Origin of the sequence: Flavimaricola marinus, assembly GCF_900184895.1 — a bacterium.
GTDB lineage: Bacteria > Pseudomonadota > Alphaproteobacteria > Rhodobacterales > Rhodobacteraceae > Flavimaricola > Flavimaricola marinus.
Map to the genome: position 1 here is coordinate 334,271 of NZ_FXZK01000001.1, position 21,643 is coordinate 355,913.

Here is a 21,643-nt window from a genome sequence, read left to right on the forward strand (position 1 = left end):
CCTATCTGCAAACTGATATTGGATATCACGGCGAAACAGCCGATAAGTTTCTCATAGACGCAGGCCCCAGCCCTGCGCTCAGAATGATGGATAATGACAAAATGACCATGACCAAATTTTCGCTTGCCGCAGCTGCGGCCTCCGTTCTGGCGCTTAGCGCGTGCCAAGCACCCCTGCCCGGCCAGACAACAACAAATACCCAGACAGGCGCCATCGGTGGCGCCGTGATCGGTGGTGTCGTGGGCGCCCTATCCGGAGACAGCACCGATGAACGGATTCGCAACGCGGCAATCGGGGCGGCCGTCCTCGGCGGCGCCGGTGCGATCGGCGGCAACATTCTTGACCGTCAGGAAGCCGAACTCCGCCAGCAATTGGGCAACAACGTCGGTATCGTCAACAACGGCTCCAACCTCGTCGTGACCTTGCCACAGGATATTCTCTTTGCTGTGGACAGCGCCACCCTCACGGGTGCCCTGCAATCGGATCTGCGCGCCGTTGCCGCCAGCCTGAACAACTATCCCGACACCACCGTCAATGTGATCGGTCACACGGACAACACGGGCTCCTCGGCCTACAACCTCGATTTGAGCCAGCGTCGCGCACAGGCCGTGTCTTCGGTCCTGCTGAGCGCCGGCGTCTCGCCGTCGCGCGTCGTTTCGATCGGCCGCGGCGAAGATCAGCCGATCGCGTCGAACCTCGATTCCGAAGGTCGCGCCAAGAACCGTCGCGTCGAGATCATCATCACGCCGAACTAATCGGCGCTAGACCGAGCGAAGGGCCACCTGTCTGCACAGACAGGTGGCCCTTTTTGAATGAAGGCGACGATTGCTTGGCAGCTTGGTCGATTGGTCATATGATTTGACCAAACCGAACAAGAGGCCCCAATGCCGTTCGAAAAAGTCCAGCCCGAGAAACTGTCTCACAGCGTTATCCGCCAGATCGAAGGATTGATCCTTCGGGGCATTCTGCAGCCGGGCGAGAGGCTCCCGTCCGAAAGGGAGCTTTCGGAACGGCTGGGCGTGTCGCGACCGTCGCTCCGCGAGGCGCTTGCCGATCTGCAGGAACGCGGGCTGCTCACCAGCAAAGCCGGCGCCGGGGTCTTCGTGGCGGATGTTCTGGGGTCCGCTTTCTCACCAGCCCTGATCAAGCTCTTTGCCAGCCATGACGAGGCGGTGTTCGACTATATCTCGTTCAGGCGCGATATGGAGGGCCTCGCCGCGGCACGTGCGGCCAAATTCGGATCTGCAACGGATCTCAAGGTGATCAATAGCCTGTTCCGCCAGATGGAAGCCGCGCATACCAAGCGATCCCCTGTCGACGAGGCGCGCCTAGATGCTGAATTCCACCTGTCGATCATCGAAGCCAGCCACAACGTCATCATGCTGCATATGATGCGTTCAATGTACGATCTGCTTCAGGAAGGCGTGTTCTACAACAGACAGGTGATGTTCAAGCAACGGACGACGCGTTCCATGCTCTTGGATCAACACAGGGCCATCAATCACGCCATTCAAGCCCGAGACGCCGAGGCCGCAAGCTCGGCCGTGGCGGCGCATATGGATTACGTCAAACAGGCGCTTAGCGACCAGCAAACGACAGAGAGGAACGAAGCAATTGCTCTGAAACGGTTCGAGACGCTTGTATCGAGATAGTCATATCCGGCGAACGGAATCAGCTCGAAAAAAGCAAGAAGGGCCCGACTTCACAGCCGGGCCCTTCTTGTAAGTGACATGAAGTTCCAATCCGCAGGATTAGTGCAGCTTGGCCTCTACCTGTGCGATAGCATCGTCGATCAGAGCATTCGCGTCAGACGCCGACATCTGCGAAGCAATCACGTTTTGCGCAGCGGCGATGGCTGCCGTGACGGCACGATCCCGAACATCTTTAACCGCTGCCGATTGAGCGCTCGCGATCTGCTCTTCGGCAGCCTTCATACGACGATCGACTGACGTGCGGATATCGACCTTGGCCTGTTCAGCGGCGCGAGCCGCCTCGTCACGCGCATTGGCGACGATCCGGTCCGCTTGGTCTTGCACGTCCTTCTGCTTGCGCTCGAAGGAGGCGAGCAGAGCCTGCGCTTCTTCGCGCAACCCGCGAGCCTCATCCAACTCGGATTTGATGCCCTCGGCGCGCTTGTCCAACATTCCACCCACCAGGGACGGAACCTTGAAGTACAGCAGAATGCCGACAAAGACCAAGAACGCGATCGAAACCACGAAATCGGTATTCTTGAGCGAGAAGAACACGTCGCCCGCTGCCAGCGCGGGACTTGCGCTCAGTGCCGCCAAAGCGGCGATGGGAGCCTTCAGATGTCTCATGCCGCTCCCCCCTTGATCTGAGCCTCAACAGCGGCGTCCACCGCGGCCTGATCAACCGAACCGCCAAACACGCGGACGATCTCAGCGGCTGTGTCCTTGGCGACGGCAGAGACGCTTTCCACGGCTGAGGCGCGGATCTCGCTGATCGCCTTTTCGCTCTCGGCTGTACGAGCAGCAATCTCGGCATCCGCCTTCTGCAGCTCGACATCGAGTTCGGCCTGAATTTCGGCCTTGGTCTCGGCCACGATGCGGTTGGCTTCGGTGCGCGCGTCGACCAGCGCCTTCTCGTAGGCAGCCTCCGCGGCATCAGCCTTGGCCTTCAGCTCTTCTGCTGCGCCAATATCGTTTGTAATCGTTCCGGCACGTTCGGCCAGCACAGCACCAATGCGGGGCAATGCGATCCGAGACAGGACCAGATAGATTACAATCAGGGTCACTACCAACCAGAAGACCTGGTTTGGGTAGGTCGAAAAGTCGAGTTGCGGCATACCCGCTTCGACTTCTTCCGCGACTGTTTCTGTTGCCATGACGTCCCTCGAAACCTTCATTTACACCGAACGGCGCGTGTCGCGCCGCCCGGCCTCAAGGATGATCGAGTTTGCCTTAGACGGCGAACATCAGGAGCAGAGCGACGAGGAATGCAAAGATGCCCAATGCTTCTGCGAATGCCAGACCGATGAACAGGGTCGCGGTCTGCGATGCGGCGGCAGATGGGTTGCGCAGAGCGCCTGCCAGATAGTTACCAGCCACGTGGCCAACGCCGATTGCAGCAGCGCCCGAACCGATAGCGGCCATGCCGGCACCGACGAACTGACCCATTTGTGCGATATCGCCTTCCATAACATTTCTCCTTGAGTTGGAAGTATTCGTAAGGTGCGTGATGTCACGCCCCAATGATTAGTGAGACGGGTGAAGCGCGTCCTTGAGGTAGACACACGTCAGGATGGTGAACACGTAGGCCTGAATACCGGCCACAAGGACCTCCAGACCATAGATTGCGACGATCGCGAGGATCGAGACCGGGCTGATGGCGGCAATCGCGGCAAAGCCTGCGAACACCTTCAAAACGGCGTGACCGGCCATGATGTTGCCCGCCAGACGAATGGAATGGCTCAGCGGCCGGACGAAGTAAGAGATCAGCTCGATCAGCGCGATGACAGGGCGAAGCACCAGAGGCGCATCCTTCATCCAGAACAGCGCAAGGAACGCAGGGCCGTTCAGGACAAACCCGAGAACCGTCACGATGACGAAGACACCGACACCCAGAACGGCCGTGACCGCGAACTGCGAGGTGGGGCTGAACGACATCGGCAGCAAAGCCAGATAGTTGGCGAACAGAATGAACAGAAAGACCGTCAGGATGTAGGGGAAATACTTGGCCCCTTCCTTACCGGTCACATCCTCGACCATCTTGTAGACAAAGCCATAGAGCAGCTCTGCCACGGATTGGGTCCGGCCTGGAACCATCTGACGCTTGCGGGTGCCGGTTACCAGCAGCAACACGATGCAAAGCACCGCAATCGCCATCCACAAGGTCGAGTTGGTCACTGTGTACCAATGAATCGGGCCGTCACCGAACAACGGCTTGATGATGAACTGATCCAGCGGGTGGAATACCAAACCGCCTTCGTCGCCATGTGCTTCGTCAGCCACCTGAGTCGTCTCCTTGCTCGCCAGCCGACTTGGCCAGCTGCTTTCTTTGCACCTCCTGAGCCGATCGCATCATGGTTCTGACACCAGCCGCGAGGCCCAGAAATATGAAAAGCACCAGAAAGATCGGCATGGTTCCAAACAGGGAATCCAACCCGTATCCGATGCCGAAACCGATCAAGAGACCGGCTACAAGCTCTATCACCATCCGCCACGCAAGTTGGGCTTGCGAATAGTCCTTCTCCGAATGAGAGACAGCATCGCCCAACCCTTTCGCCTCGGCAATCCGTCGTTCCAACGCCCTGAGACGCTCGACTTCGTTGCCTTCGGTCGGGTCCGACATGGTGTGACATTCCCCTTCAAAGTCTTGCATGTTGCTAGGGCGCTGGCCCGTCAGAGTCAAGCGGCAGGAAGGCGGACACAAGACCCGCATAACACATTGAAAATTAATAAATTTATGAATTCCACCGAAGTGGTGAATCCGCGCGGAACACCGGCTTTGTGCCGGTCGAGACCCATATTCGATGTTCAACCTCGGGGTTGAGTATCGACAAGCGCTGACCAGATCGCAGGGTCTTGGCACGGTGCATCATCCGATCCGGGTCCGCCGCACTCGCCCGGCCTCCCGAGGCACGAGCCATGTCAGATCCGATTTGAGTTCTGGTCCGCATTCGAAGCCTCGGCTATGCACGAAGTATGACTGCATCGCTTGACATGGTATTCGCCGCTCTCGCCGATCCGACACGGCGGCAGATCCTTGCGATGCTGCTCGAGGACGACATGGCCGTCACCGATGTGGCAGAGCCGTTCTCGATGTCACTGGCAGCGATATCAAAGCACCTCGGCGTCCTGGCGGATGCTGGCTTGATCAGTCAGGAAAAGCGGGGGCGGGTGAAGTGGTGCAAGCTGGAGCCCGACGCCCTCCGGGAGGCAAGCGTCTGGATGCAGGGCTTCGGTCAGATGGAAGGCGTTGATCTCGATGCATTCGAGCGTTTCCTGGAACGTGAAATCGGAACCCACTCGCCCGACTGACGGCTATCCGTCGTCACGCAACAGCAATCCAAGAGCGGTCAGCGTCAGCCCAAGCCCCAATATGACCAACAGTGGCGGCACTTGCCCGCCCAGAGCCAGCTCCCACATGATGACCCAACTTGGTGTCAGGTAGGTATAGGCCATCACCTTGGCCGACGGCAGGCGCATCGATCCGATCTGCAGCAACACGAAGGTCACCGCCGTCGCAATCAGCACGATATAGGCCAGAGTGATCCAGACGAGGGGCGGCAGCGTCGACCAGTCTATCGCCATCAGGTTCGGCCACGCCCAAGCTGTCAGAAGGATCGCGCCCGCCACCGTCGTCGCGAAGGCGAATTCTATGGCACCCTCGCCGCGATTCAGCTTTCTGACCAACGGGATATAGAGCGCATGTGCAGCGCAACCTATGAAGTAGACGCCCTCTCCCCGGCCGATACGAAACTGCAGCAGCGCGTTCAGGTCTGCTCGGAATATGACCCAAACGGCCCCCATGGCACCAAAGAATAGGGCCAGTGCGATCCGCGACGTCAGCTTCTGACGCAGGACCAACCAGCCAAAGCCGGCCGCCATCAAGGGCGTCAGCGTAAAGACAGCGGCCGCGCTGACCGGCGGGGCCGTCTTCAAGCCCTCGAACATCAGCACGAAATAGGCAACGAAGAGCCCGCCCAGGATGCCAAAGCGCCAAGGTGCCTGAAACGTCCTGCGATGAAGCCCGCCCACCGCTGCGGCCGCGGCCCCCAAAACCAGCGCAGCCAGCCAGAACCGGACAGCCGTCAGCGCGTCGGGCGCAATATCGTTGGCCACGCGCGCGCCCAGCGAAAAAGACCCGGCGACCAGGCCGGAGAAGGCCAACATCGACAGATGGCCAACCAACTGAGAACGGTTCATGCCTGCCAGTCGACAGCGGCCGCCTTCAATGCAGCCAATACGGCCTGCACTTTCGTGGTGCGGTGCAAATCCACATGCGTCACCAGCCAGCTTGGAATACACCATTCCAGCTTGGGCGGGATGATTTCGGTCAAACCGGGCATCTTCTTGAGCCAGGTCGTCGCGACCAACCCGATGCCTGCGCCGTGCATCACCGCCTCGAACATGGCATTGGTATCGTCCGTCCGAAATGTGATCCGCTCCGACGGCACGATCTTTTCAAGCCAACTGTTGAACGGTGCGCGGCTGACCGTGGGATCCACACCTACGAAGTAATGGTTCACCAGATCATCCGTATCCTTTGGCATCCCATGACGTTCGATATAGCTTTGCGACGCGACCAGATGACTTTGCATCTGCATCAATGGCTGCACCACGTTGTCGGGCTGCTCTGGAACCGGACCGGTGCGCACGGCGACATGGGCCTCGCCATATTCCAGACGGAACAGTCGCTCGCTGTTCAAATACTTGATCGTCAATCCGGCGTGCTTTTTTTGCAGATCGGCCAGCACAGGGGTGATCAACGAGGCAAACGCACCGAGCGACGTGACCACAAGCTCGCCGGAAACGCTCTCGCCCTGCCCCTTGATGCGACCGGCCAATTGCGCGAACTGATCGTCCGTCGCCTGAGCGACCTGTAGCAGATCGAGCCCCGCCTCGGTGGCATTGTAGCCGCGCGGGTGCCGCTGAAACAGCTTGACCCCCAGCTGCGCCTCGAGCGCGTCGATATGACGGATGACGGTGGCATGGTGCACACCCAACGCCTCTGCCGCTCCGCTGACTGTGCCCATTCGGGCGACATGAAACGCGGTCCGGACTTCGTCCCAGTTTTCCAAAACGGTCTCCAAGAATGTGCGTGAGTGAACATTAGCCCCACGATCGGAGGATTAGCGTTACGAAATCGCATGGTCAATATCGCCACCGGCTCAGGTCCGCCCAACGCAGCTGTGCTGCGACAGGATCACTGCCGCCTTGGCCTACCGCTTGACTCTGCAGCCCGGAACGGCGTAAAGCGCAGCCAACACCCGGATTGCGTCTTGCCATCCGGTCCTTGGCTTGACCGAGGATCGCCCCCCGTCAGCGCGGATGCGCCCACGGGGGCGATTGGCATTTTGGACGGGCCTTCCCTATCTTGGGCCCAAATGGTTGCGGCAAAGGAGCCTGCGAGATGTTTGAAAACCTGTCCGAACGCCTCTCTGGCGTCTTTGACCGGCTCACAAAGCAAGGGGCCCTGTCCGACGACGACGTGAAGACGGCGCTGCGGGAAGTCCGCGTTGCTTTGCTTGAAGCAGACGTGTCCCTGCCGGTGGCACGAGATTTCATTGCCAAGGTCCAGGAGAAGGCCACAGGTCAGGCCGTGACGAAATCCGTCACGCCCGGGCAACAGGTGGTCAAGATCGTCCACGACGCGCTCGTTGACACGCTCAAGGGCGAAGGCGACCCCGGCGACCTCAAGATCGACACCCCGCCTGCGCCGATCCTGATGGTCGGCCTACAAGGCTCGGGTAAAACGACGACGACGGCGAAACTCGCCAAGCGGCTGAAGGAGCGCGATGGCAAGCGGGTGCTCATGGCCTCGCTCGACGTGAACCGGCCAGCAGCTATGGAGCAGCTTCAGATCCTCGGGCGGCAGATCGGCGTCGACACTCTGCCGATCGTCAAGGGCGAAGACCCTGTCGCCATCGCCAAGCGGGCCAAGACTCAGGCGGCGATGGGCGGTTACGACGTTTACTTCCTCGACACCGCAGGACGGCTGCAAATCGACGCCGAACTGATCCAGCAGGCCGCCGATGTGCGCGACGTGGTCAAGCCACGCGAAACGCTTCTGGTGGTCGACGGCCTCACCGGACAGGTCGCCGTCGAGGTGGCGCAGGAATTCGACGACAAGATCGGCGTCTCAGGCGTGGTGCTCACCCGGATGGACGGCGACGGGCGCGGTGGCGCGGCCCTGTCGATGCGGGCAGTCACCGGCAAACCGATCCGGTTTGTGGGCTTGGGCGAAAAGATGGAAGCGCTCGAAACCTTCGAGCCAGAGCGGATCGCGGGCCGTATCCTCGGCATGGGCGACATCGTCGCGCTTGTCGAAAAGGCGCAGGAAACCATCGAGGCCGAACAGGCCGAGCGGATGATGCGCCGCTTCCAGAAGGGTCAGTTCAATATGAACGACCTGAAGATGCAGCTCGAGCAGATGCTCAAGATGGGCGGCATGGAAGGAATGATGGGCATGATGCCCGGCATGGGCAAAATGCAAAAGCAGATGGACGCCGCCGGCTTTGACGACAGCATCCTGCGCCGCCAGATCGCGATGATCAATTCGATGACCAAGAAAGAGCGGGCAAATCCTGCTCTATTGCAGGCCAGCCGCAAAAAGCGGATCGCCAAAGGGTCCGGGCTGGAAGTCTCGGAGTTGAACAAGCTCATCAAGCAACATCGGCAGATGGCCGACATGATGAAGAAGATGGGCAAGATGGGCAAAGGCGGCATGCTCAAACAGGCGATGAAAGGATTGATGGGCAAAGGTGGCCCCTCTCCCGAAGACATGGCCGCGGCGCAGGCACAACTGGGAAAGATGCCCGGCGGTTTGCCCGGCCTCGGCGGTCCCGGCGGAATGCAGTTGCCGCCCGGCCTCTCCGGCTTTGGGAAAAAGAAATGACCCTGCCGATGCCCCGGAAGTCTTGCTTGCTCAATCAATGGTGCAGCGTCGCGCATGACTGATATGCTGCACACCCAACGGCTCGTCCTGCGCCGCCCGGCTCCCGGCGATTGGGAACAGGTGGGCGCATTCATGATGTCGGAACGCTCCGTCGGGATCGGCGGACCGCTTACGCTCGGCCAGGCTTGGCGTTCCTTCGCGAGTGAGTTGGGACACTGGGAAATTCTGGGGTGCGGAATGTGGGCGGTCACCCAACGCGGCGACGACACCGCGATCGGACTCGTCGGCCCGTGGTGCCCCGCGGACTGGCCCGAAACCGAAATCGGCTGGCTCCTGTTCTCGCCCGATCTCGAAGGGACCGGTATCGTCACGGAGGCCGCCCGCGCAGCGATCACCCATGCATGGGATGTGCTCGGCTGGGACACAATCGTGAGCTATATCGCTCCGTCCAACACGCGTTCGATCCGGCTGGCCGAGAAACTCGGCGCCGTGCTCGATCCCGACGCGCCGCAGCCAAAGCCCGATCAGCCCTGCCTCGTCTATCGGCACCCCGCCCCAAGGGGGACGTCATGACCCGTCCTTGGGAAACACCGATGACAGGAGCCCTTGCCGAACGGGCGCGCGCCGCGCTGGCATTGTTCCCGGTCATCGAAACCGAGCGCCTTCGCCTGCGCCCAGCGGAAATTGATGATTTCGGCACCTATGCCGACATCTACAGCTCACCGCGCTGGGACCACGGGGAGCCCTTCGACGACGAGGATATCTGGCTTGATTTCTGCCAGTTGGTTGCCGGCTGGCTTCTACGCGGCATCGGACTGATGGCAGTGACCGATCAGGGCGACGACGCTCTTCTGGGCTTTGTGCTGATCAACCACGAATACGGCGACCCGGAGATCGAGTTGGGTTGGATGCTGACGGCGCAAGCCGAAGGCAAAGGTATCGCCACAGAGGCCGCGACCGCGATCCGCCGTCATGGCGAGCAACTCGGCCTGACATCCTTGGTCAGCTATATCGGCCCGACCAATACTCGCTCTGCTCGGGTGGCCATGCGGATGGGCGCGCAACGCGATGCGAGCGCCGAAGCGGACTACCCCGGCGAAATCCACGTCTATCGGCATCCGGCCCCAAAGGTGTCCGCATGACGATCAACCACACCGCCGCGATACCGACGGCAGACCGACGCTTTTTCCAAGGCCATATCGCGCCCCAACGGAGGCCAAAATGACCGATCCAGTGACCCGCGCCGCCGAACTTCTCAAGGCACACCGCGAAAGCATCGACCGTCTCGATGCTATCCTCGTCTTCACCTTGGCCGAACGGTTCAAGCACACCCAAGGGGTGGGCAAACTCAAAGCCGAGCACGACCTTCCACCGTCCGATCCGATCCGCGAAGAGGCGCAGATCGCACGGTTGACCGACCTTGCAAAGCGGGCCGATCTCGACCCCGAATTTGCCAAGAAATTCCTGGCCTTCATCATCCAGGAAGTCATCAAACACCACGAAACGCATCAGTCTTAGGGCCTGCCTCGCAAGCCCAACACATTGCCATCACAGGAGAAAACACCATGGCCATGAAAATTCGTCTCGCCCGCGGCGGTTCCAAGAAGCGCCCCCACTATGCCATCGTAGCAGCCGACAGCCGGATGCCACGCGACGGTCGCTTCATCGAAAAGCTCGGCACCTACAACCCGCTTCTGCCCAAAGACAGCGAAGACCGCGTCAAGATGGACATGGAGCGCGTTCAGGACTGGCTGTCCAAGGGTGCCCAGCCCACCGACCGCGTTGCTCGCATGCTCGAAGCTGCAGGCGTTCTGCCCAAGAAAGAACGCGCCAACCTCAAGAAAGGCACACCCGGCAAGGCCGCTCAGGAGCGCGCCGAAAAGAAAGCCGCACGTGACGCCGCCCCCGCTGCCGAGCCCGAGGCTCCCGCCGAAGAAGCAGCCGAAAGCGCCGAATAATCAAAGACCTGATGGGGCCGCAGGAAACTGCGGCCTCGTCAACCAAGGTCAGGACACTTTGCAATGAACCAAGACAAGATCATCGTCGGTGCGATTTCGGGCGCCTTCGGCGTGCACGGTGAAGTCCGCCTGAAATCCTACTGCGCCGACCCGGCCGCGATCGCAGATTATACACCGCTGTCCACGGAAAGCGGTCAGGTCTTCACAAGCATCATCCTCACCGGGCAAGTGACCAACGCGCTGATTGCGCGGGTCGACGGGATCAGCACCAAGGAGCAAGCCGACGCTCTCAAAGGTCAGTCGCTCTTTGCGGATCGAAGCCGGTTGCCGGCACCCGAGGACGAGGAATATTACCACGCCGATCTGATCGGGCTGAGTGTGTTTGACGCCGGCGGAACCGCGCTCGGCACGGTCAAATCGGTGCAGAACCACGGTGCAGCCGACCTGCTCGAGGTTCAGATACCCGATTCCAGCGCGACGGTTTTTCTGCCCTTTACCAAGGCCGCCGTCCCACTGGTCGATCTTTCTTCAAAACGTATCGTAGCCGACCCGCCCGACGGCTTGTTCTGATGGGTGCTTGCATTGGCGGTCAGACGCCGCCAATGTTTCGAAAACCGTCCCAGACAGGCACCCATGGCTGATACACGCCCCCGTCGCATCTTGATCCACCCCGGTTTTCACAAGACCGGAACAAGTTCGATCCAGCACTTCCTGTGGACGAACAGGGCACTGCTCTCCGACACATTGGCGGTCCTGCAATTGCGTCACCTGAAACCTGCCGCGCAACTTTGCATGAGCTATTCGCGCAATTCCAGCCCGTTGTTGTTGGCGGATCTCGTCGGCGCACTGACCGAGGCCATCGAGGAACATGGCCCCGTGCCGGACTCCGACGATACCCGCGATATTGTCGTGAGCTGCGAGGCTCTTTCGGGTCATTGTCCGGGTTGGCCCGGTGTCGACAATTATGCCGCCGCGCCGTTTACGGCCAGCGTCTTGGCGGGCTTCTTTGGCGAGGTGTTTCCCGGCTCCGAAGTGCTTGTGGTGTATTCGACGCGCGAGCAGGACAGTTGGCTGCACAGCGCATGGCGCCATCACTTGTTGGGACAACGGCTGATGGTGGACTATGAAACCTGGGCGCCGCGGTATCGGGTCGCCGCTGACCTGATGCCCGTCGTGATCGAGGTGGCGGAGGGCCTCGCACCGGTGCGGGTATTCACGTTGCCGCTCGAGGAATCCCATTTGCACCCGCAAGGGCCGGGTGGGGCGTTGCTCGAATTGATCGACCTGCCGGACGACCTGCGCCGGCGCCTGCAGCCTGTCGGTCACGGTAATCCCGGCCCCAAGGCCACACTGGCGCGGGAATATCTGGCGCTGAACCGGTCCGCCCTGACGGATTCGGACGTCAAGAACCGCAAGGATATGCTTGCCGATCAAGCGAAAGTCGGAGGCTGGGCCACAGCCAGCCACCGGACCTGACCGGCAATGGCACAGCGCCGGATCGTCGTCGTTCACGCCGGTTTTCACAAGACAGGCACCACCAGTGTTCAGGCGCTTCTGCGCCAACATGGCAAGCAAATCTGGCCGCAGCACGCGCTCGTCCTGCCCCCGCGCATTCCAAGCATCCTGCGAGTGGCCACGCTCCATTCGGCGCTGCGCGACCCGCTCTCGCTCAACGAATTTGCCTTCCGTCTCAAGGAGTTCCTCGCAACTCTCGATCTGGGCAAGAAACGAGGGCTGTGCATCAGCGCGGAGGATCTGGCCGGCCTCATTCCCGGTCGCAACGGCCATCCGGGCTACGAGGCCACCCCGACCCTCATGGCAACCATGGCACGGTGCCTCAAAGAGGCTTTAGGCGATGAAATTGAACTGACGTTCTTTTTCTCGACCCGCGCGGCCGAGGCCTGGCTGCGCAGCACCTATTGGCAAAACCTCCGGGGCTCGCGGTTAACGGAACGCTTTGAATCCTATGCCGAACCCTTGGCCGAATGCTCCGATCTGGAAGCCATCGTGCAGCAGGTCCGCGACAAGGTGTCCCCGCATCGCGTCATATCCCGGCCGTTGGAAGAAACCAGAGATCTGCCCTTGGGTCCGGGAGAGCCGATACTCGATCTGCTCGAACTCCACTCCGCTGCGCGCGCCGAGATCAAGCCGGTCAAAGCCTATAACGCGGCCCCACCGGACAAACTGGTCGACGCCGTGCTTCGCCTCAACCGCAGTAATCTGGACGATGAAAGTCTTGCGCGCGAAAAAGCGCAGGCGTTGGGTCGTTTCGCACTCAAAAGAGACAATTGACCCGGTTTTCATGGGCAATCAGTTGCCTTAAGAGCGTGGCATGACTGACGATACCCTTCCAGAGCGCCCTCGCGCCATCGGCCGCAAATCCATTCGGCCCACCCTGCAACCGCGGGACCTAATGGGCGATCCGGAGGCTCTGGCAGGGGCTTGGCAGGCACAGGTCATCACTCTGCTGCCACAGGCATTTCCGGGGATCCTCGGTGAGAGCCTCATCGGCAAAGCGCTGAAAGACGGTCTTTGGCAGTTGCATACGCTGGACCTTCGGACCTACGGCGAGGGCAAGCATCGCAACGTCGACGATACGCCGGCGGGCGGCGGTGCGGGTATGGTGCTGCGGGCTGATGTTGTGGGCAAGGCCATCGCGGACGCCAAGGCGAATGCGCGCGGCATCACACCGGTTATCTATCTGTCACCACGTGGAAAACCACTGAACCAAGAGATGGCGCGGAGCCTTTCGAAGACCGATGGCGTCATCTTGCTCTGCGGCCGATTCGAGGGGGTCGACGAGCGGGTTCTCGAGCATTTTGGCGTGGTCGAAGTGTCACTCGGAGACTTTATTCTCACGGGTGGAGAGATTGCGGCTCAGGCCTTGATTGATGCGACGGTCCGACTTATACCCCGCGTGCTTGGGAATGGTGATTCCATCGAGGAAGAATCCTTCGCGGATAACCTCTTGGAACATCCCCAATATACGAAGCCGACCGTCTGGGAAGGTCGCGCGATACCCGAAACGCTTCTGTCGGGACATCACGCGAAGATTGCCGCCTGGCGGAAGGACATGGCCGAAAGGCTGACCAAAGAACGACGACCTGACCTCTGGCGGGCATACTGTGCTGAGCACGGCTTGGACCCGGAAGAAGACCAAGAGCTCTGAGGACGCGCAAACATCCGTGGAAAACCACGCATATACAAGGAGTTGATCAGGATGGATCTGATCGCACAACTGGAGGCCGAGCAAATCGCCTCCCTCGGGAAAGAGATTCCCGACTTCAGAGCCGGCGATACCATTCGTGTCGGTTTTCGAGTGACGGAAGGCACCCGCACCCGGGTACAGAACTACGAAGGCGTATGCATCAGCCGAAAGAACGGCAAAGGCATCGCGGGTTCGTTCACCGTCCGCAAAATTTCCTTCGGCGAAGGTGTGGAGCGTGTGTTCCCGCTGTATTCGACCAACATCGACAGCATCACCGTGGTGCGTCGCGGTCGTGTTCGTCGCGCCAAGCTGTACTACCTGCGCGATCGTCGCGGTAAGTCCGCACGGATCAAGGAAGTCACCAATTACAAGCCTTTGGCCGAAGCCGAAGCCTGAACAGGAGCCGAGTGATGAAAGACGGTATTCACCCAGATTATCACGTTATCGACGTCAAAATGACCGATGGCACCGTGGTTCAGATGAAATCGACATGGGGCAAGGAAGGCGACACCATGTCGCTGGAAATCGACCCCACCTCGCACCCGGCATGGACCGGTGGCGGCACCCGCCTGATGGACACCGGCGGCCGTGTGTCGAAGTTCAAGAACAAGTATGCAGGCCTCGGCTTCTAAGAGCCCTGCCCTGTCAGACCAAAGAACGCCGCCCCGTTTCGGGCGGCGTTTTGCGTTTTGCCGCCGCGTCACGCAGCGCCGATCCGACAAACGTTAAGACCGCCTCCCGGACCCATTCCGGCCCTGCGGTATCGCGTCGGTCCGACGTCGGTATCAGGTCGGTGTCATTTTCAAGAATATGGGCCGAGCGGGCCATGACAACTAAGCGCGGGGGAGAATTGGTTTCTCAACATCGATGTGCTGCCCGCCGGACTGCGGGCGAGACCCCATGCCGCCGCAAACTACATCGGGCCGTCAGGCCGTGTCATCCAGACCGGTGCGCCAGTCGTTCCAGCCGCCATCGACCGAGGACGGCGCGGCGAGCCATTCGGACATTTCCAGCCCGGTGGCGGGATCGCGGGCCGGGATCGGCAGCATCATGATGCGCTTGCAGGCCCGCTTGTAGTTCTCTTCGCTGAGAAACTTTTCCTGAATGTCGTCCCAGTCGCGGCCATCGGGATAGCCGCCACACATGTGGATATCCTCGGACTGACTGGTCATCTCGTGGCTGACACCGGCGGGCATGACGATCACGTCGCCGGCCTCGATCCGGATCCGCGAAAAGCCGCTCTCGCCCACCGAGATGCTGAATTCCATCCAGCCACTTGCACAGCCGAGGCATTCGTGGGTCGTCGAATGGAAATGGGCGTATTCATAGACGCCCGGGTAATCCCAATTGTTCGACCAGCCGTTCTGGCGAAACCGCTCCTTGACCGCGTCGGCCCCGCCGCCGGGGATCGCGTTGCGATGCACCAGCAGGGGGAAGCGGCTGTTTGGGATGCGTCCGTGAGGGTGTGAGGTGAAACGTTCTGTCTTCATATCCAAACCTTCGGCTGTTCTCTTGTCGACGCCCATCGAAATACATGGTCGCCGGGCCGATCTCTCGGCCGTGTTCATTTCAGTATTGCCTTAGCCTGTATTAACGTTAATCTTTCCCAGAATCATAATCAAGGTCCGTTACGATGCGCCCCAAAAGTTCCCGCCGCCATCTGCCTAATCAAATCTGCGAACTCGTCGTCGCCACCCGCGACGGGTCCGAGTTGAGCGTCGTCTACGAGACGTCGGAGCTGATCGAGGCGCCGAATTGGACACCGGACGGGCGCTGGCTGATCTATAACGCCGATGGCAGGGTGTTTCGGATTTCGCCCGACGGGACCGATGGTCCGCACCGCATCAACACCGCCCCGATCGAGGATCTGAACAACGATCATGTCATCTCGCCCGACGGCAAGAGCCTGTTCCTGAGCGCCAATGACGGGCATCTCTATCGCTGCCCGATTGAGGGCGGCATTCCGGAGAAGCTGTCGAACGATCAGGATCCGAGCCGCAAGTTCCGCTATTACCTGCACGGTATTTCGCCGGACGGGCAGACCCTTTCCTATGTCGGATACGAGCGCGGCGACGGTGCCAACGTGACCCGCATCTGCACGATCCCGGCCGCAGGCGGCGCCGATACGGTTCTCACCGATGGCGCCTGCCCCGTCGACGGCCCCGAGTATTCCGCCGACGGCGCTTGGATCTATTTCAATTCCGAAGCCGCCGCGACCCAGCCCGGCCATGCCCAGATCTTCCGGATGCGCCCCGATGGGTCCGGGACCGAGCAGCTGACCCACGACGCCCGCGTCAACTGGTTTCCCCATGCCGCGCCGGACGGGACGATCTTCAGCTATATCTCGTTTCCGACCGGCACCCTCGGCCACCCCGCCGACAAGGACGTCATCATCCGCACCATGGCCCCGGACGGATCGGACGTGGCCGACATCGACCAGTTCAACGGCGGCCAGGGCTCGATCAACGTGACCTCGTGGGCCCCGGATTCGCAGCGGTTTGCCTATGTCCGCTATCCTGTTCGCGGCTAGTCCGCCGACAGGGGCGCAGTGCTTTCGCGGATGACCAGATCGGGTTCGACCTGCGTGACCTCGGCCTGCGGCAGGTCGCCTTCGCTGTTGATCAGGCTGATGACCCGGTCGATCGCCAGCTTGGTGATCGCGCCGATGTCGTAGTTGACCGAGGACAGGGCCGTTACCGCGTGTTCCCCAAACTCGGTGTTGTCGAAGCCGAAGATCGCCATGTCCTGCGGCACCCTGATCCCGTGCCGCACGCAATAGCGCAAGGCCCCGAGCGCCGCGGAATCCGTGGGGCAGATCACCGCCGTCGCCCCGACATCCCGCGCGGCGAGCGCCTCCATCGCCTGATAGCCGCTGCGCACGTCGTGCCCGTTCGGCGCCACGACCAGCGCGTCGTCGAAGGCCACGTCCGCGGCCGCGAGCGCCATCTTGTAGCCGTCGATCTTTTCCCGGTTCCCCTCTTGTCCCGATCCGTCGAAGATCGCGACCCTTCGGTGCCCGTTCTCCAGCAGGTGCGACACAGCCTTGAAGGCCCCGGCCCGTTCGTCCATGCAGACTGCGTCGACCCCGGCATCCGGATCCCCGACCAGCAGCACCACCGGGTAGTTCCGCGCCCGAAGCTGCCGGATGTGGTCGAGCTTGCGGTGATTGCAGGGGAAGACTAGCATCCCGTCGGCCCGCCGCGCCCGGAAGGATTCGATCATTTTGCGTTCGAGCTCCGGATTGCTGTTGGAGGTGGCGAAGAGCGTCAGGTAGCCGCGCTTGGACAGCTCCAGCTCGACCGCCTGCGCCACCGCCGTCAGCACCGGGTTGGTGATGTCCGTCAGGATCAGCCCGATGGACTTGGTCTCCTTGAGCACCAGCGATTTGGCCACCTGGTTGGGCAGGTAGTTGAGCTGCTCGGCGGCTTCGGAGATTTGGCGGCGGGTCTCGTCGGGAATGCGCGGGCTGCCCCGTAGCGCAAGTGACACGGTGTTGACCGAGAAGCCGGTCTTCTCGGCAATATCCTTGAGACGCGCCGCCGATTTGCCCATCAATCCATCCGCTACCGGGCCCGGAGGGCCTCAATCGCCTGATACTGAATGCAGTCCGGCGCCATTTCCATGAGTTCTATCCGATTTCCTTCCGGATCTTCAATCCACGCCCCCCGGTTGCCGTCGAGCCCGGTCTTGATCTGCGAGGTCAGGGTGATCCCGTTCGCGGTGAGCCGCGCGGTTTCGGCGTCGAGGTCCTCGATGGTCAGGCAGATGTGGGTGACCCCGGCCGGGCCGTCATGCGGCGCGCGGTCGGTCTCTGCGCCGGTGATCAGCTCCAGAAACTGGGTGTCGGTGATTCGCAGGTAGATCAGCCAGGTCTCGCCGTTGTCGTGGCGCAGCCGCTCCATTTCCTGCAATCCGACCTGATCGCGCCAGAAATGCGCCATTGCGTCGAGGTCTTTGACCTTGAGGGCGATATGCCCGAGTGCGGTGATGCCAGTCATGTGTCGTCTCCTGAAGGGCACTGGGGCCCGGTTGTGATGTCGTTGCCTTTCTGTCGACGGGAGCGTCAGTCCCAGTCGGGGCCCCAGTCGGGATCGATCGCCCGCGCCTGCTGCGGCAGGGCGTCGAGCGCCGAGATCTCTTCGGCCGAGAGAGTCACGTCGCGCGCGGCGAAGTTCGATGCGATCCGGTCGGCGCGGGACGAGGTGGGAATGGCCGCATAGCCCTTGGCCAATTCCCAGGCCAAGGCGATCTGTTCGACCGTCGCCCCATGCCGTGCCGCGATGGCCTCGGCGGTGGGCTCCCCTGCCAGACGCCCCTTGGCGATAGGCAGGTAGCAGGTCACGAGAACGCCGACCGACTGGCAGAACCGCGCCAGCTTGTGATTGTTGTGCAAGGGATTGACCTCGAATTGATTGGTCAGGATCTGGCCCTCGCCCGCCCGCGAGATGGCCGATTTCAGCAGCGCGATCGGGAAATTGGACACGCCGATTTCGCCGGTCAGCCCGCGCGCCTTGGCCTCGACGATCTGATCGAGATAGACCTCGAGCGGCAGTTCTCCGTTCGGGGACGGCCAGTGCAGCAGCGTCAGATTCGGCGTCAGGCCGAGCCGTTCGATGCTGGCCTCGAGCGAGGGCGCGAGCTTGCCCGGGCCATAGTTCGCCATGTCGATCTTGGTCGTGATCCAGACGTCATCGCGGGCCAGACCGCTGTTGCGCACCGCGGCGCCGACCTCTTTTTCGGTATCGTAGGACTGGGCGGTATCGAGATGCCGATAGCCCACCTCGAGCGCTTTTTCCAACGCCGCGATGCCCGCGTCGCCGGTTCGCCCATAGGTGCCGAAACCGAGCTTGGGAATATCTTTCATGGTCCGCCTCCATCGAAATTTCGCGGGAAAATCTGTTCCGAATTTTTCTTGACAGGTTCACTTCCCGCCGTAGTATTAACGATAATACAGACGGCGAGAACAATAGCAAGTCTCTCCGTCAGGGAGGAAAAACATGGCATTGAGATGGAGCCGCGTCACGCCGCAGATCGCTCTGCTTCCGTCCGTCGGGGTCACGCTCGTCGCGTTTCTGGGAGCAATCGGCTGGACGATATATATGTCGTTCACACGGTCTCGGAGGTTGCCGGAATACGAAATCGACTGGGAGAATCCCTTTCGTCAATTCAACCGGCTGTTCAATGACGCAGGTTGGCAGATCTCCTTGCAGAATCTCATCGTGCTGGCCCTCGGGTCGGGCCTTGCCATCGTCGTCGGCTTTATCCTTGCCGCGATGATCGAGCGCGAACGCCGCGGCGAGGATTTCTTTCGCACCGTGTTTCTCTATCCCCTCGCGGTATCGTTGATCGTCACCGGCGTCGCGTGGCGCTGGATCTTCAACCCGCAATACGGGATCGAGGCGTTTCTCAAGGGCCTCGGCTGGGAAGGTGCCTCGTTCAACTGGCTCAGCGATCCCTCGACGGCGATGTATGCGATCATCATCGCGGCGATCTGGCAAAGCTCTGGCTTTTACATGGCGCTGATGCTGGCGGGCCTCAAAGGCATCAACACCGAGATCTGGAGTGCCGCCCGCATCGACGGCGTGAGCCTCTGGCGCGTCTACCTCGAGATCATCATTCCGATGATGAAATTCACCTTTCTGACCTGCGCGATCCTGCTGTCGCTGGGCGTGATCAAGGCCTTCGACATCGTGCTGGCCATGACCAACGGCGGCCCCGGCCAATCGACCTGGGTTCCGGCCTATTACACGATCAACGCCATGTCCGCGAAGGGCAACCTCGGCCTCGCCTCGGCCGCCGCCGTCTTGATGTTGCTCATCACATTGGCGGTGTTCCTGCCCCTCGTGGCCCTCACCGCGTGGCAGCAGCGCCAAGCCGGAAAGGGAGACGCGGCATGACCGACGCGACAGTAATGTATCCGCGCAAGCCCAAGCGCATCAAAGGCCGGTCCATCGCGATCATCGTGTTTCTGACCATGGCGGCGATGTTCTTTTGCGTGCCCCTCTATGTGCTCATCGTCACCTCGTTCAAGGAAATGGATCAGATCCGCGAAGGCGCGATGTTTTCCCTGCCGACGACCTGGACCCTGGAGGCCTGGCATTTCGCATGGTTCGAGGCCTGTTCCGGCCTGAGCTGCTCTGGCCTCAAGACCGGTTTCTGGAATTCCGTCGTCATTCTCATCCCGTCGCTCATCGCCTCCATCGCCCTGTCGATGGTCACCGGCTATGCCTTGGCCCTGTGGGACGTGAAATGGGCCGGCCCGTTCCTGTTCATCCTGTTTCTGTGCGCTTTCGTGCCGTTTCAGATCATCATGTATCCCCTCATCCGCCTGACCGTGACCATGGGCATCTATGGGTCGATCACCGCCATCGCCTTTGTCCATACGGTTCTGGCGATGCCGGTGCTGACCCTGATCTTCCGCAACTTCTACAAGGACATTCCGCCGGAGCTCATCAAGGCCGCCATCATGGATTCCGGTTCGTTCTGGCGCATCTTCGTCGAGATCATTCTGCCGATGTCGGGCAATATCCTGATCGTCGTGCTGATCCTTCAGATCACCTCGATCTGGAACGACTACCTGATCGGCGTCACCTTCGGCGGCCTCGGCACCAAGCCGATGACCGTTCACCTCGCCAACATGGTGACCGTCTCCACCGGAACCGTCTCGTACAACGTCAACATGGCCGCAGCCCTGCTGACCGCAATTCCCCCGCTGGTGATCTACTTCGTCCTGGGCAAGTTCTTTGTTCAGGGCATCGCCGCCGGCGCCATCAAAGGATAACCAAATGCCGCAGGTTTCTTTCGAGCATATCGTCAAGCGTTTCGGCGGAGTTACCGTGCTCGACGGCCTTGATCTGGCTGTGGAGGACGGCGACTTTCTCGTCCTTCTCGGCCCGTCCGGCTGTGGCAAGACGACCTTGCTCAACCTTTTGGCGGGCCTTCTGGACGTGACTTCGGGTCGCATCATGATCGGGGACCGCGACGTGACCGAGCTGGACCCCAAGGATCGCGGGCTGGCGATGGTGTTTCAGTCCTACGCCCTCTACCCCACCAAGACCGTCGAGGGGAACCTGCGCTTCGGTCTGTCCGCCCGCAAGCTGCCCAAGTCGGAAGCAGATGCGCGGGTGCAGTGGGCCTCTGACCTGTTGCAGCTGACCCCGCTGATGCGCCGCAAGCCGTCCGAGCTTTCGGGCGGTCAGCGCCAGCGCGTCGCCATCGGCCGCGCCCTCGTCAAACATGCCGACGTGCTCCTTTTCGACGAGCCGTTGTCCAACCTCGACGCCAAGCTCCGCACCGAGATGCGCCTCGAGATCAAGAAGCTGCACGACACGCTGAAGCCCACGGTCGTCTACGTGACCCACGACCAGATCGAAGCCATGACGATGGCCACCAAGATCGCGATCATGAACGGCGGCGAGATCCAGCAGTTCGGCACCCCCGACGAGGTCTACGAGAACCCGCAGAACCTGTTTGTCGCGGGTTTCATCGGCTCGCCGGCCATGAACCTCACCGACGGCCGTTTTGCCGTTCACGACGGTGCGCCGAACGCGGTCTTTCCCGACGGCACCCGGATCGATCTGTCGGCTTATCCCTTCAAGAGCTCCCCCAAGGACGGCGACGCCATCGCCGTAGGCATGCGCCCCGAGCATTTCGAGCTCGACGCGCCCGGCGCCCTGCCCGGCCACACCGCTTTTGATCTGCGCGTGCGCATGGTCGAGCGGACCGGCTCGGATGCGCTCATTTCTCTCGATTTCGCGGACGACCAGCTGTTCGTTCGCGCCGAGCCCGACAGGGCCGCAAAGACGAGGGCCGGTGAAACGGTCCCGGTGCACTACCCCACAGCCAAGTTGAACCTGTTCGACGCCCGGGAGGGGCGCCGGCTTTGAACCTTTCTGGG

General features: G+C 61.1%; 29 protein-coding genes. 18 read left to right on the plus strand and 11 right to left on the minus strand.

What is annotated here, in order from left to right; all coding sequences use genetic code 11:
* Positions 1 to 101 precede the first annotated feature (101 nt).
* Together LOM8899_RS01645 and LOM8899_RS01650 are read left to right on the plus strand one after the other, a co-directional pair.
* A complete protein-coding gene (locus LOM8899_RS01645; RefSeq protein ID WP_093991361.1) occupies positions 102 to 755 on the plus strand; it encodes a YiaD family glycine zipper/OmpA-like lipoprotein in 654 nt (217 codons plus the stop codon).
* Positions 756 to 884: 129 nt separating this feature from the next.
* On the plus strand, positions 885 to 1,652 hold the full coding sequence (locus LOM8899_RS01650; protein ID WP_093990413.1) for a FadR/GntR family transcriptional regulator: 768 nt from the start codon (positions 885 to 887) through the stop codon (positions 1,650 to 1,652).
* A gap of 99 nt (positions 1,653 to 1,751) precedes the next feature.
* Here the strand turns inward: LOM8899_RS01650 and LOM8899_RS01655 are convergent, their stop codons facing one another.
* The 5 genes from LOM8899_RS01655 to LOM8899_RS01675 all read right to left on the minus strand — a co-directional run bounded on the left by LOM8899_RS01655 (position 1,752) and on the right by LOM8899_RS01675 (position 4,311).
* The gene (locus LOM8899_RS01655; protein ID WP_093990414.1) at positions 1,752 to 2,318 is read right to left on the minus strand and encodes a F0F1 ATP synthase subunit B; all 567 of its coding nucleotides are present in this window, start codon (positions 2,316 to 2,318) and stop codon (positions 1,752 to 1,754) included.
* Entirely contained in the window at positions 2,315 to 2,845 is a 531-nt protein-coding gene (locus LOM8899_RS01660; protein ID WP_093990415.1) for a F0F1 ATP synthase subunit B', read from the minus strand. The genes LOM8899_RS01655 and LOM8899_RS01660 overlap by 4 nt, the downstream gene beginning before the upstream one ends.
* 76 nt (positions 2,846 to 2,921) lie before the next feature.
* Positions 2,922 to 3,158: a F0F1 ATP synthase subunit C gene (locus LOM8899_RS01665; protein WP_093990416.1), complete on the minus strand. Its 237-nt coding sequence runs from the start codon at positions 3,156 to 3,158 to the stop codon at positions 2,922 to 2,924.
* 57 nt (positions 3,159 to 3,215) lie between these two features.
* Positions 3,216 to 3,971: a F0F1 ATP synthase subunit A gene (locus LOM8899_RS01670; protein ID WP_093990417.1), complete on the minus strand. Its 756-nt coding sequence runs from the start codon at positions 3,969 to 3,971 to the stop codon at positions 3,216 to 3,218.
* Positions 3,964 to 4,311 carry an AtpZ/AtpI family protein gene (locus tag LOM8899_RS01675; RefSeq protein ID WP_093990418.1) on the minus strand — a complete coding sequence of 116 codons (348 nt, stop codon included), beginning with the start codon at positions 4,309 to 4,311 and terminating at the stop codon, positions 3,964 to 3,966. The genes LOM8899_RS01670 and LOM8899_RS01675 overlap by 8 nt, the downstream gene beginning before the upstream one ends.
* 353 nt (positions 4,312 to 4,664) lie before the next feature.
* On the opposite strand from LOM8899_RS01675, the gene LOM8899_RS01680 reads away from it, so the two are divergent.
* On the plus strand, positions 4,665 to 5,000 hold the full coding sequence (locus LOM8899_RS01680; RefSeq protein ID WP_093990419.1) for an ArsR/SmtB family transcription factor: 336 nt from the start codon (positions 4,665 to 4,667) through the stop codon (positions 4,998 to 5,000).
* A gap of 3 nt (positions 5,001 to 5,003) precedes the next feature.
* Here LOM8899_RS01680 and LOM8899_RS01685 read toward each other — a convergent pair whose 3' ends face one another.
* Entirely contained in the window at positions 5,004 to 5,888 is an 885-nt protein-coding gene (locus tag LOM8899_RS01685; protein WP_093990420.1) for a DMT family transporter, read from the minus strand.
* On the minus strand, positions 5,885 to 6,763 hold the full coding sequence (locus LOM8899_RS01690; protein ID WP_093991362.1) for a LysR family transcriptional regulator: 879 nt from the start codon (positions 6,761 to 6,763) through the stop codon (positions 5,885 to 5,887). Before LOM8899_RS01690 ends, LOM8899_RS01685 begins: the two co-directional genes overlap by 4 nt.
* Before the next feature lie 332 nt (positions 6,764 to 7,095).
* On the opposite strand from LOM8899_RS01690, the gene ffh reads away from it, so the two are divergent.
* The 11 genes from ffh (at position 7,096) to rpmE (ending at position 14,378) form a co-directional block, all read left to right on the plus strand.
* Complete coding sequence (gene ffh / locus LOM8899_RS01695) at positions 7,096 to 8,580, plus strand: signal recognition particle protein (RefSeq protein ID WP_093990421.1); 1,485 nt, start codon at positions 7,096 to 7,098, stop codon at positions 8,578 to 8,580.
* A gap of 54 nt (positions 8,581 to 8,634) precedes the next feature.
* Positions 8,635 to 9,153 carry a GNAT family N-acetyltransferase gene (locus LOM8899_RS01700; protein ID WP_093990422.1) on the plus strand — a complete coding sequence of 173 codons (519 nt, stop codon included), beginning with the start codon at positions 8,635 to 8,637 and terminating at the stop codon, positions 9,151 to 9,153.
* Positions 9,150 to 9,722 (plus strand): GNAT family N-acetyltransferase, encoded by a 573-nt coding sequence (locus LOM8899_RS01705; RefSeq protein WP_093990423.1) that lies wholly within the window; start codon positions 9,150 to 9,152, stop codon positions 9,720 to 9,722. The genes LOM8899_RS01700 and LOM8899_RS01705 overlap by 4 nt, the downstream gene beginning before the upstream one ends.
* Before the next feature lie 79 nt (positions 9,723 to 9,801).
* Positions 9,802 to 10,098, plus strand: coding sequence for a chorismate mutase (locus LOM8899_RS01710; RefSeq protein ID WP_093990424.1), 297 nt, complete (start codon positions 9,802 to 9,804; stop codon positions 10,096 to 10,098).
* A 47-nt stretch (positions 10,099 to 10,145) separates the two neighbouring features.
* A complete protein-coding gene (gene rpsP, locus LOM8899_RS01715) occupies positions 10,146 to 10,538 on the plus strand; it encodes a 30S ribosomal protein S16 (RefSeq protein ID WP_093990425.1) in 393 nt (130 codons plus the stop codon).
* A gap of 63 nt (positions 10,539 to 10,601) precedes the next feature.
* The gene (gene rimM, locus LOM8899_RS01720) at positions 10,602 to 11,108 is read left to right on the plus strand and encodes a ribosome maturation factor RimM (protein ID WP_093990426.1); all 507 of its coding nucleotides are present in this window, start codon (positions 10,602 to 10,604) and stop codon (positions 11,106 to 11,108) included.
* Between the two features lie 63 nt (positions 11,109 to 11,171).
* The gene (locus LOM8899_RS01725) at positions 11,172 to 12,014 is read left to right on the plus strand and encodes a hypothetical protein (protein WP_093990427.1); all 843 of its coding nucleotides are present in this window, start codon (positions 11,172 to 11,174) and stop codon (positions 12,012 to 12,014) included.
* A gap of 6 nt (positions 12,015 to 12,020) precedes the next feature.
* Positions 12,021 to 12,830, plus strand: a complete 810-nt coding sequence (locus LOM8899_RS01730) for a hypothetical protein (RefSeq protein WP_093990428.1) — start codon at positions 12,021 to 12,023, stop codon at positions 12,828 to 12,830.
* Between the two features lie 40 nt (positions 12,831 to 12,870).
* A complete protein-coding gene (gene trmD, locus LOM8899_RS01735; protein ID WP_093990429.1) occupies positions 12,871 to 13,707 on the plus strand; it encodes a tRNA (guanosine(37)-N1)-methyltransferase TrmD in 837 nt (278 codons plus the stop codon).
* Between the two features lie 51 nt (positions 13,708 to 13,758).
* Positions 13,759 to 14,142 carry a 50S ribosomal protein L19 gene (gene rplS / locus LOM8899_RS01740; protein ID WP_093990430.1) on the plus strand — a complete coding sequence of 128 codons (384 nt, stop codon included), beginning with the start codon at positions 13,759 to 13,761 and terminating at the stop codon, positions 14,140 to 14,142.
* 14 nt (positions 14,143 to 14,156) lie between these two features.
* Positions 14,157 to 14,378: a 50S ribosomal protein L31 gene (rpmE, locus tag LOM8899_RS01745; RefSeq protein WP_093990431.1), complete on the plus strand. Its 222-nt coding sequence runs from the start codon at positions 14,157 to 14,159 to the stop codon at positions 14,376 to 14,378.
* 294 nt (positions 14,379 to 14,672) lie between these two features.
* Here rpmE and LOM8899_RS01755 read toward each other — a convergent pair whose 3' ends face one another.
* Positions 14,673 to 15,236, minus strand: coding sequence for a hypothetical protein (locus LOM8899_RS01755; RefSeq protein WP_245820405.1), 564 nt, complete (start codon positions 15,234 to 15,236; stop codon positions 14,673 to 14,675).
* A 143-nt stretch (positions 15,237 to 15,379) separates the two neighbouring features.
* On the opposite strand from LOM8899_RS01755, the gene LOM8899_RS01760 reads away from it, so the two are divergent.
* Positions 15,380 to 16,276 (plus strand): TolB family protein, encoded by an 897-nt coding sequence (locus LOM8899_RS01760; protein WP_093990433.1) that lies wholly within the window; start codon positions 15,380 to 15,382, stop codon positions 16,274 to 16,276.
* Here the strand turns inward: LOM8899_RS01760 and LOM8899_RS01765 are convergent.
* From LOM8899_RS01765 to LOM8899_RS01775, 3 genes are all read right to left on the minus strand, one after another.
* Complete coding sequence (locus LOM8899_RS01765; RefSeq protein WP_093990434.1) at positions 16,273 to 17,298, minus strand: LacI family DNA-binding transcriptional regulator; 1,026 nt, start codon at positions 17,296 to 17,298, stop codon at positions 16,273 to 16,275. The genes LOM8899_RS01760 and LOM8899_RS01765 overlap by 4 nt on opposite strands.
* An 11-nt stretch (positions 17,299 to 17,309) precedes the next feature.
* The gene (locus tag LOM8899_RS01770; protein WP_093990435.1) at positions 17,310 to 17,744 is read right to left on the minus strand and encodes a VOC family protein; all 435 of its coding nucleotides are present in this window, start codon (positions 17,742 to 17,744) and stop codon (positions 17,310 to 17,312) included.
* Positions 17,745 to 17,809: 65 nt separating this feature from the next.
* A complete protein-coding gene (locus tag LOM8899_RS01775) occupies positions 17,810 to 18,610 on the minus strand; it encodes an aldo/keto reductase (RefSeq protein WP_093990436.1) in 801 nt (266 codons plus the stop codon).
* Between the two features lie 133 nt (positions 18,611 to 18,743).
* Between LOM8899_RS01775 and LOM8899_RS01780 the strand changes: the two genes are divergently transcribed.
* From LOM8899_RS01780 to LOM8899_RS01790, 3 genes are read left to right on the plus strand one after another with little or no spacing between them, the layout of a single operon-like run.
* The gene (locus tag LOM8899_RS01780) at positions 18,744 to 19,643 is read left to right on the plus strand and encodes a carbohydrate ABC transporter permease (RefSeq protein WP_093990437.1); all 900 of its coding nucleotides are present in this window, start codon (positions 18,744 to 18,746) and stop codon (positions 19,641 to 19,643) included.
* Positions 19,640 to 20,527: a carbohydrate ABC transporter permease gene (locus LOM8899_RS01785; protein ID WP_093990438.1), complete on the plus strand. Its 888-nt coding sequence runs from the start codon at positions 19,640 to 19,642 to the stop codon at positions 20,525 to 20,527. The genes LOM8899_RS01780 and LOM8899_RS01785 overlap by 4 nt, the downstream gene beginning before the upstream one ends.
* Positions 20,528 to 20,531: 4 nt before the next feature.
* A complete protein-coding gene (locus tag LOM8899_RS01790; protein ID WP_093990439.1) occupies positions 20,532 to 21,632 on the plus strand; it encodes an ABC transporter ATP-binding protein in 1,101 nt (366 codons plus the stop codon).
* Positions 21,633 to 21,643: the final 11 nt, after the last annotated feature.

Bases quoted from the DNA above. Each gene is read 5' to 3' on its own strand.
- LOM8899_RS01645 (WP_093991361.1), top strand. From the start codon at position 102: ATGACCATGACCAAATTTTCGCTTGCCGCAGCTGCGGCCTCCGTTCTG.
- LOM8899_RS01650 (WP_093990413.1), top strand. From the start codon at position 885: ATGCCGTTCGAAAAAGTCCAGCCCGAGAAACTGTCTCACAGCGTTATC.
- LOM8899_RS01655 (WP_093990414.1), bottom strand. From the start codon at position 2,318: ATGAGACATCTGAAGGCTCCCATCGCCGCTTTGGCGGCACTGAGCGCA.
- LOM8899_RS01660 (WP_093990415.1), bottom strand. From the start codon at position 2,845: ATGGCAACAGAAACAGTCGCGGAAGAAGTCGAAGCGGGTATGCCGCAA.
- LOM8899_RS01665 (WP_093990416.1), bottom strand. From the start codon at position 3,158: ATGGAAGGCGATATCGCACAAATGGGTCAGTTCGTCGGTGCCGGCATG.
- LOM8899_RS01675 (WP_093990418.1), bottom strand. From the start codon at position 4,311: ATGTCGGACCCGACCGAAGGCAACGAAGTCGAGCGTCTCAGGGCGTTG.
- LOM8899_RS01680 (WP_093990419.1), top strand. From the start codon at position 4,665: ATGACTGCATCGCTTGACATGGTATTCGCCGCTCTCGCCGATCCGACA.
- LOM8899_RS01685 (WP_093990420.1), bottom strand. From the start codon at position 5,888: ATGAACCGTTCTCAGTTGGTTGGCCATCTGTCGATGTTGGCCTTCTCC.
- ffh (WP_093990421.1), top strand. From the start codon at position 7,096: ATGTTTGAAAACCTGTCCGAACGCCTCTCTGGCGTCTTTGACCGGCTC.
- LOM8899_RS01700 (WP_093990422.1), top strand. From the start codon at position 8,635: ATGACTGATATGCTGCACACCCAACGGCTCGTCCTGCGCCGCCCGGCT.
- LOM8899_RS01705 (WP_093990423.1), top strand. From the start codon at position 9,150: ATGACCCGTCCTTGGGAAACACCGATGACAGGAGCCCTTGCCGAACGG.
- LOM8899_RS01710 (WP_093990424.1), top strand. From the start codon at position 9,802: ATGACCGATCCAGTGACCCGCGCCGCCGAACTTCTCAAGGCACACCGC.
- rpsP (WP_093990425.1), top strand. From the start codon at position 10,146: ATGGCCATGAAAATTCGTCTCGCCCGCGGCGGTTCCAAGAAGCGCCCC.
- rimM (WP_093990426.1), top strand. From the start codon at position 10,602: ATGAACCAAGACAAGATCATCGTCGGTGCGATTTCGGGCGCCTTCGGC.
- LOM8899_RS01725 (WP_093990427.1), top strand. From the start codon at position 11,172: ATGGCTGATACACGCCCCCGTCGCATCTTGATCCACCCCGGTTTTCAC.
- LOM8899_RS01730 (WP_093990428.1), top strand. From the start codon at position 12,021: ATGGCACAGCGCCGGATCGTCGTCGTTCACGCCGGTTTTCACAAGACA.
- trmD (WP_093990429.1), top strand. From the start codon at position 12,871: ATGACTGACGATACCCTTCCAGAGCGCCCTCGCGCCATCGGCCGCAAA.
- rplS (WP_093990430.1), top strand. From the start codon at position 13,759: ATGGATCTGATCGCACAACTGGAGGCCGAGCAAATCGCCTCCCTCGGG.
- rpmE (WP_093990431.1), top strand. From the start codon at position 14,157: ATGAAAGACGGTATTCACCCAGATTATCACGTTATCGACGTCAAAATG.
- LOM8899_RS01755 (WP_245820405.1), bottom strand. From the start codon at position 15,236: ATGAAGACAGAACGTTTCACCTCACACCCTCACGGACGCATCCCAAAC.
- LOM8899_RS01760 (WP_093990433.1), top strand. From the start codon at position 15,380: ATGCGCCCCAAAAGTTCCCGCCGCCATCTGCCTAATCAAATCTGCGAA.
- LOM8899_RS01765 (WP_093990434.1), bottom strand. From the start codon at position 17,298: ATGGGCAAATCGGCGGCGCGTCTCAAGGATATTGCCGAGAAGACCGGC.
- LOM8899_RS01770 (WP_093990435.1), bottom strand. From the start codon at position 17,744: ATGACTGGCATCACCGCACTCGGGCATATCGCCCTCAAGGTCAAAGAC.
- LOM8899_RS01775 (WP_093990436.1), bottom strand. From the start codon at position 18,610: ATGAAAGATATTCCCAAGCTCGGTTTCGGCACCTATGGGCGAACCGGC.
- LOM8899_RS01780 (WP_093990437.1), top strand. From the start codon at position 18,744: ATGGCATTGAGATGGAGCCGCGTCACGCCGCAGATCGCTCTGCTTCCG.
- LOM8899_RS01785 (WP_093990438.1), top strand. From the start codon at position 19,640: ATGACCGACGCGACAGTAATGTATCCGCGCAAGCCCAAGCGCATCAAA.
- LOM8899_RS01790 (WP_093990439.1), top strand. From the start codon at position 20,532: ATGCCGCAGGTTTCTTTCGAGCATATCGTCAAGCGTTTCGGCGGAGTT.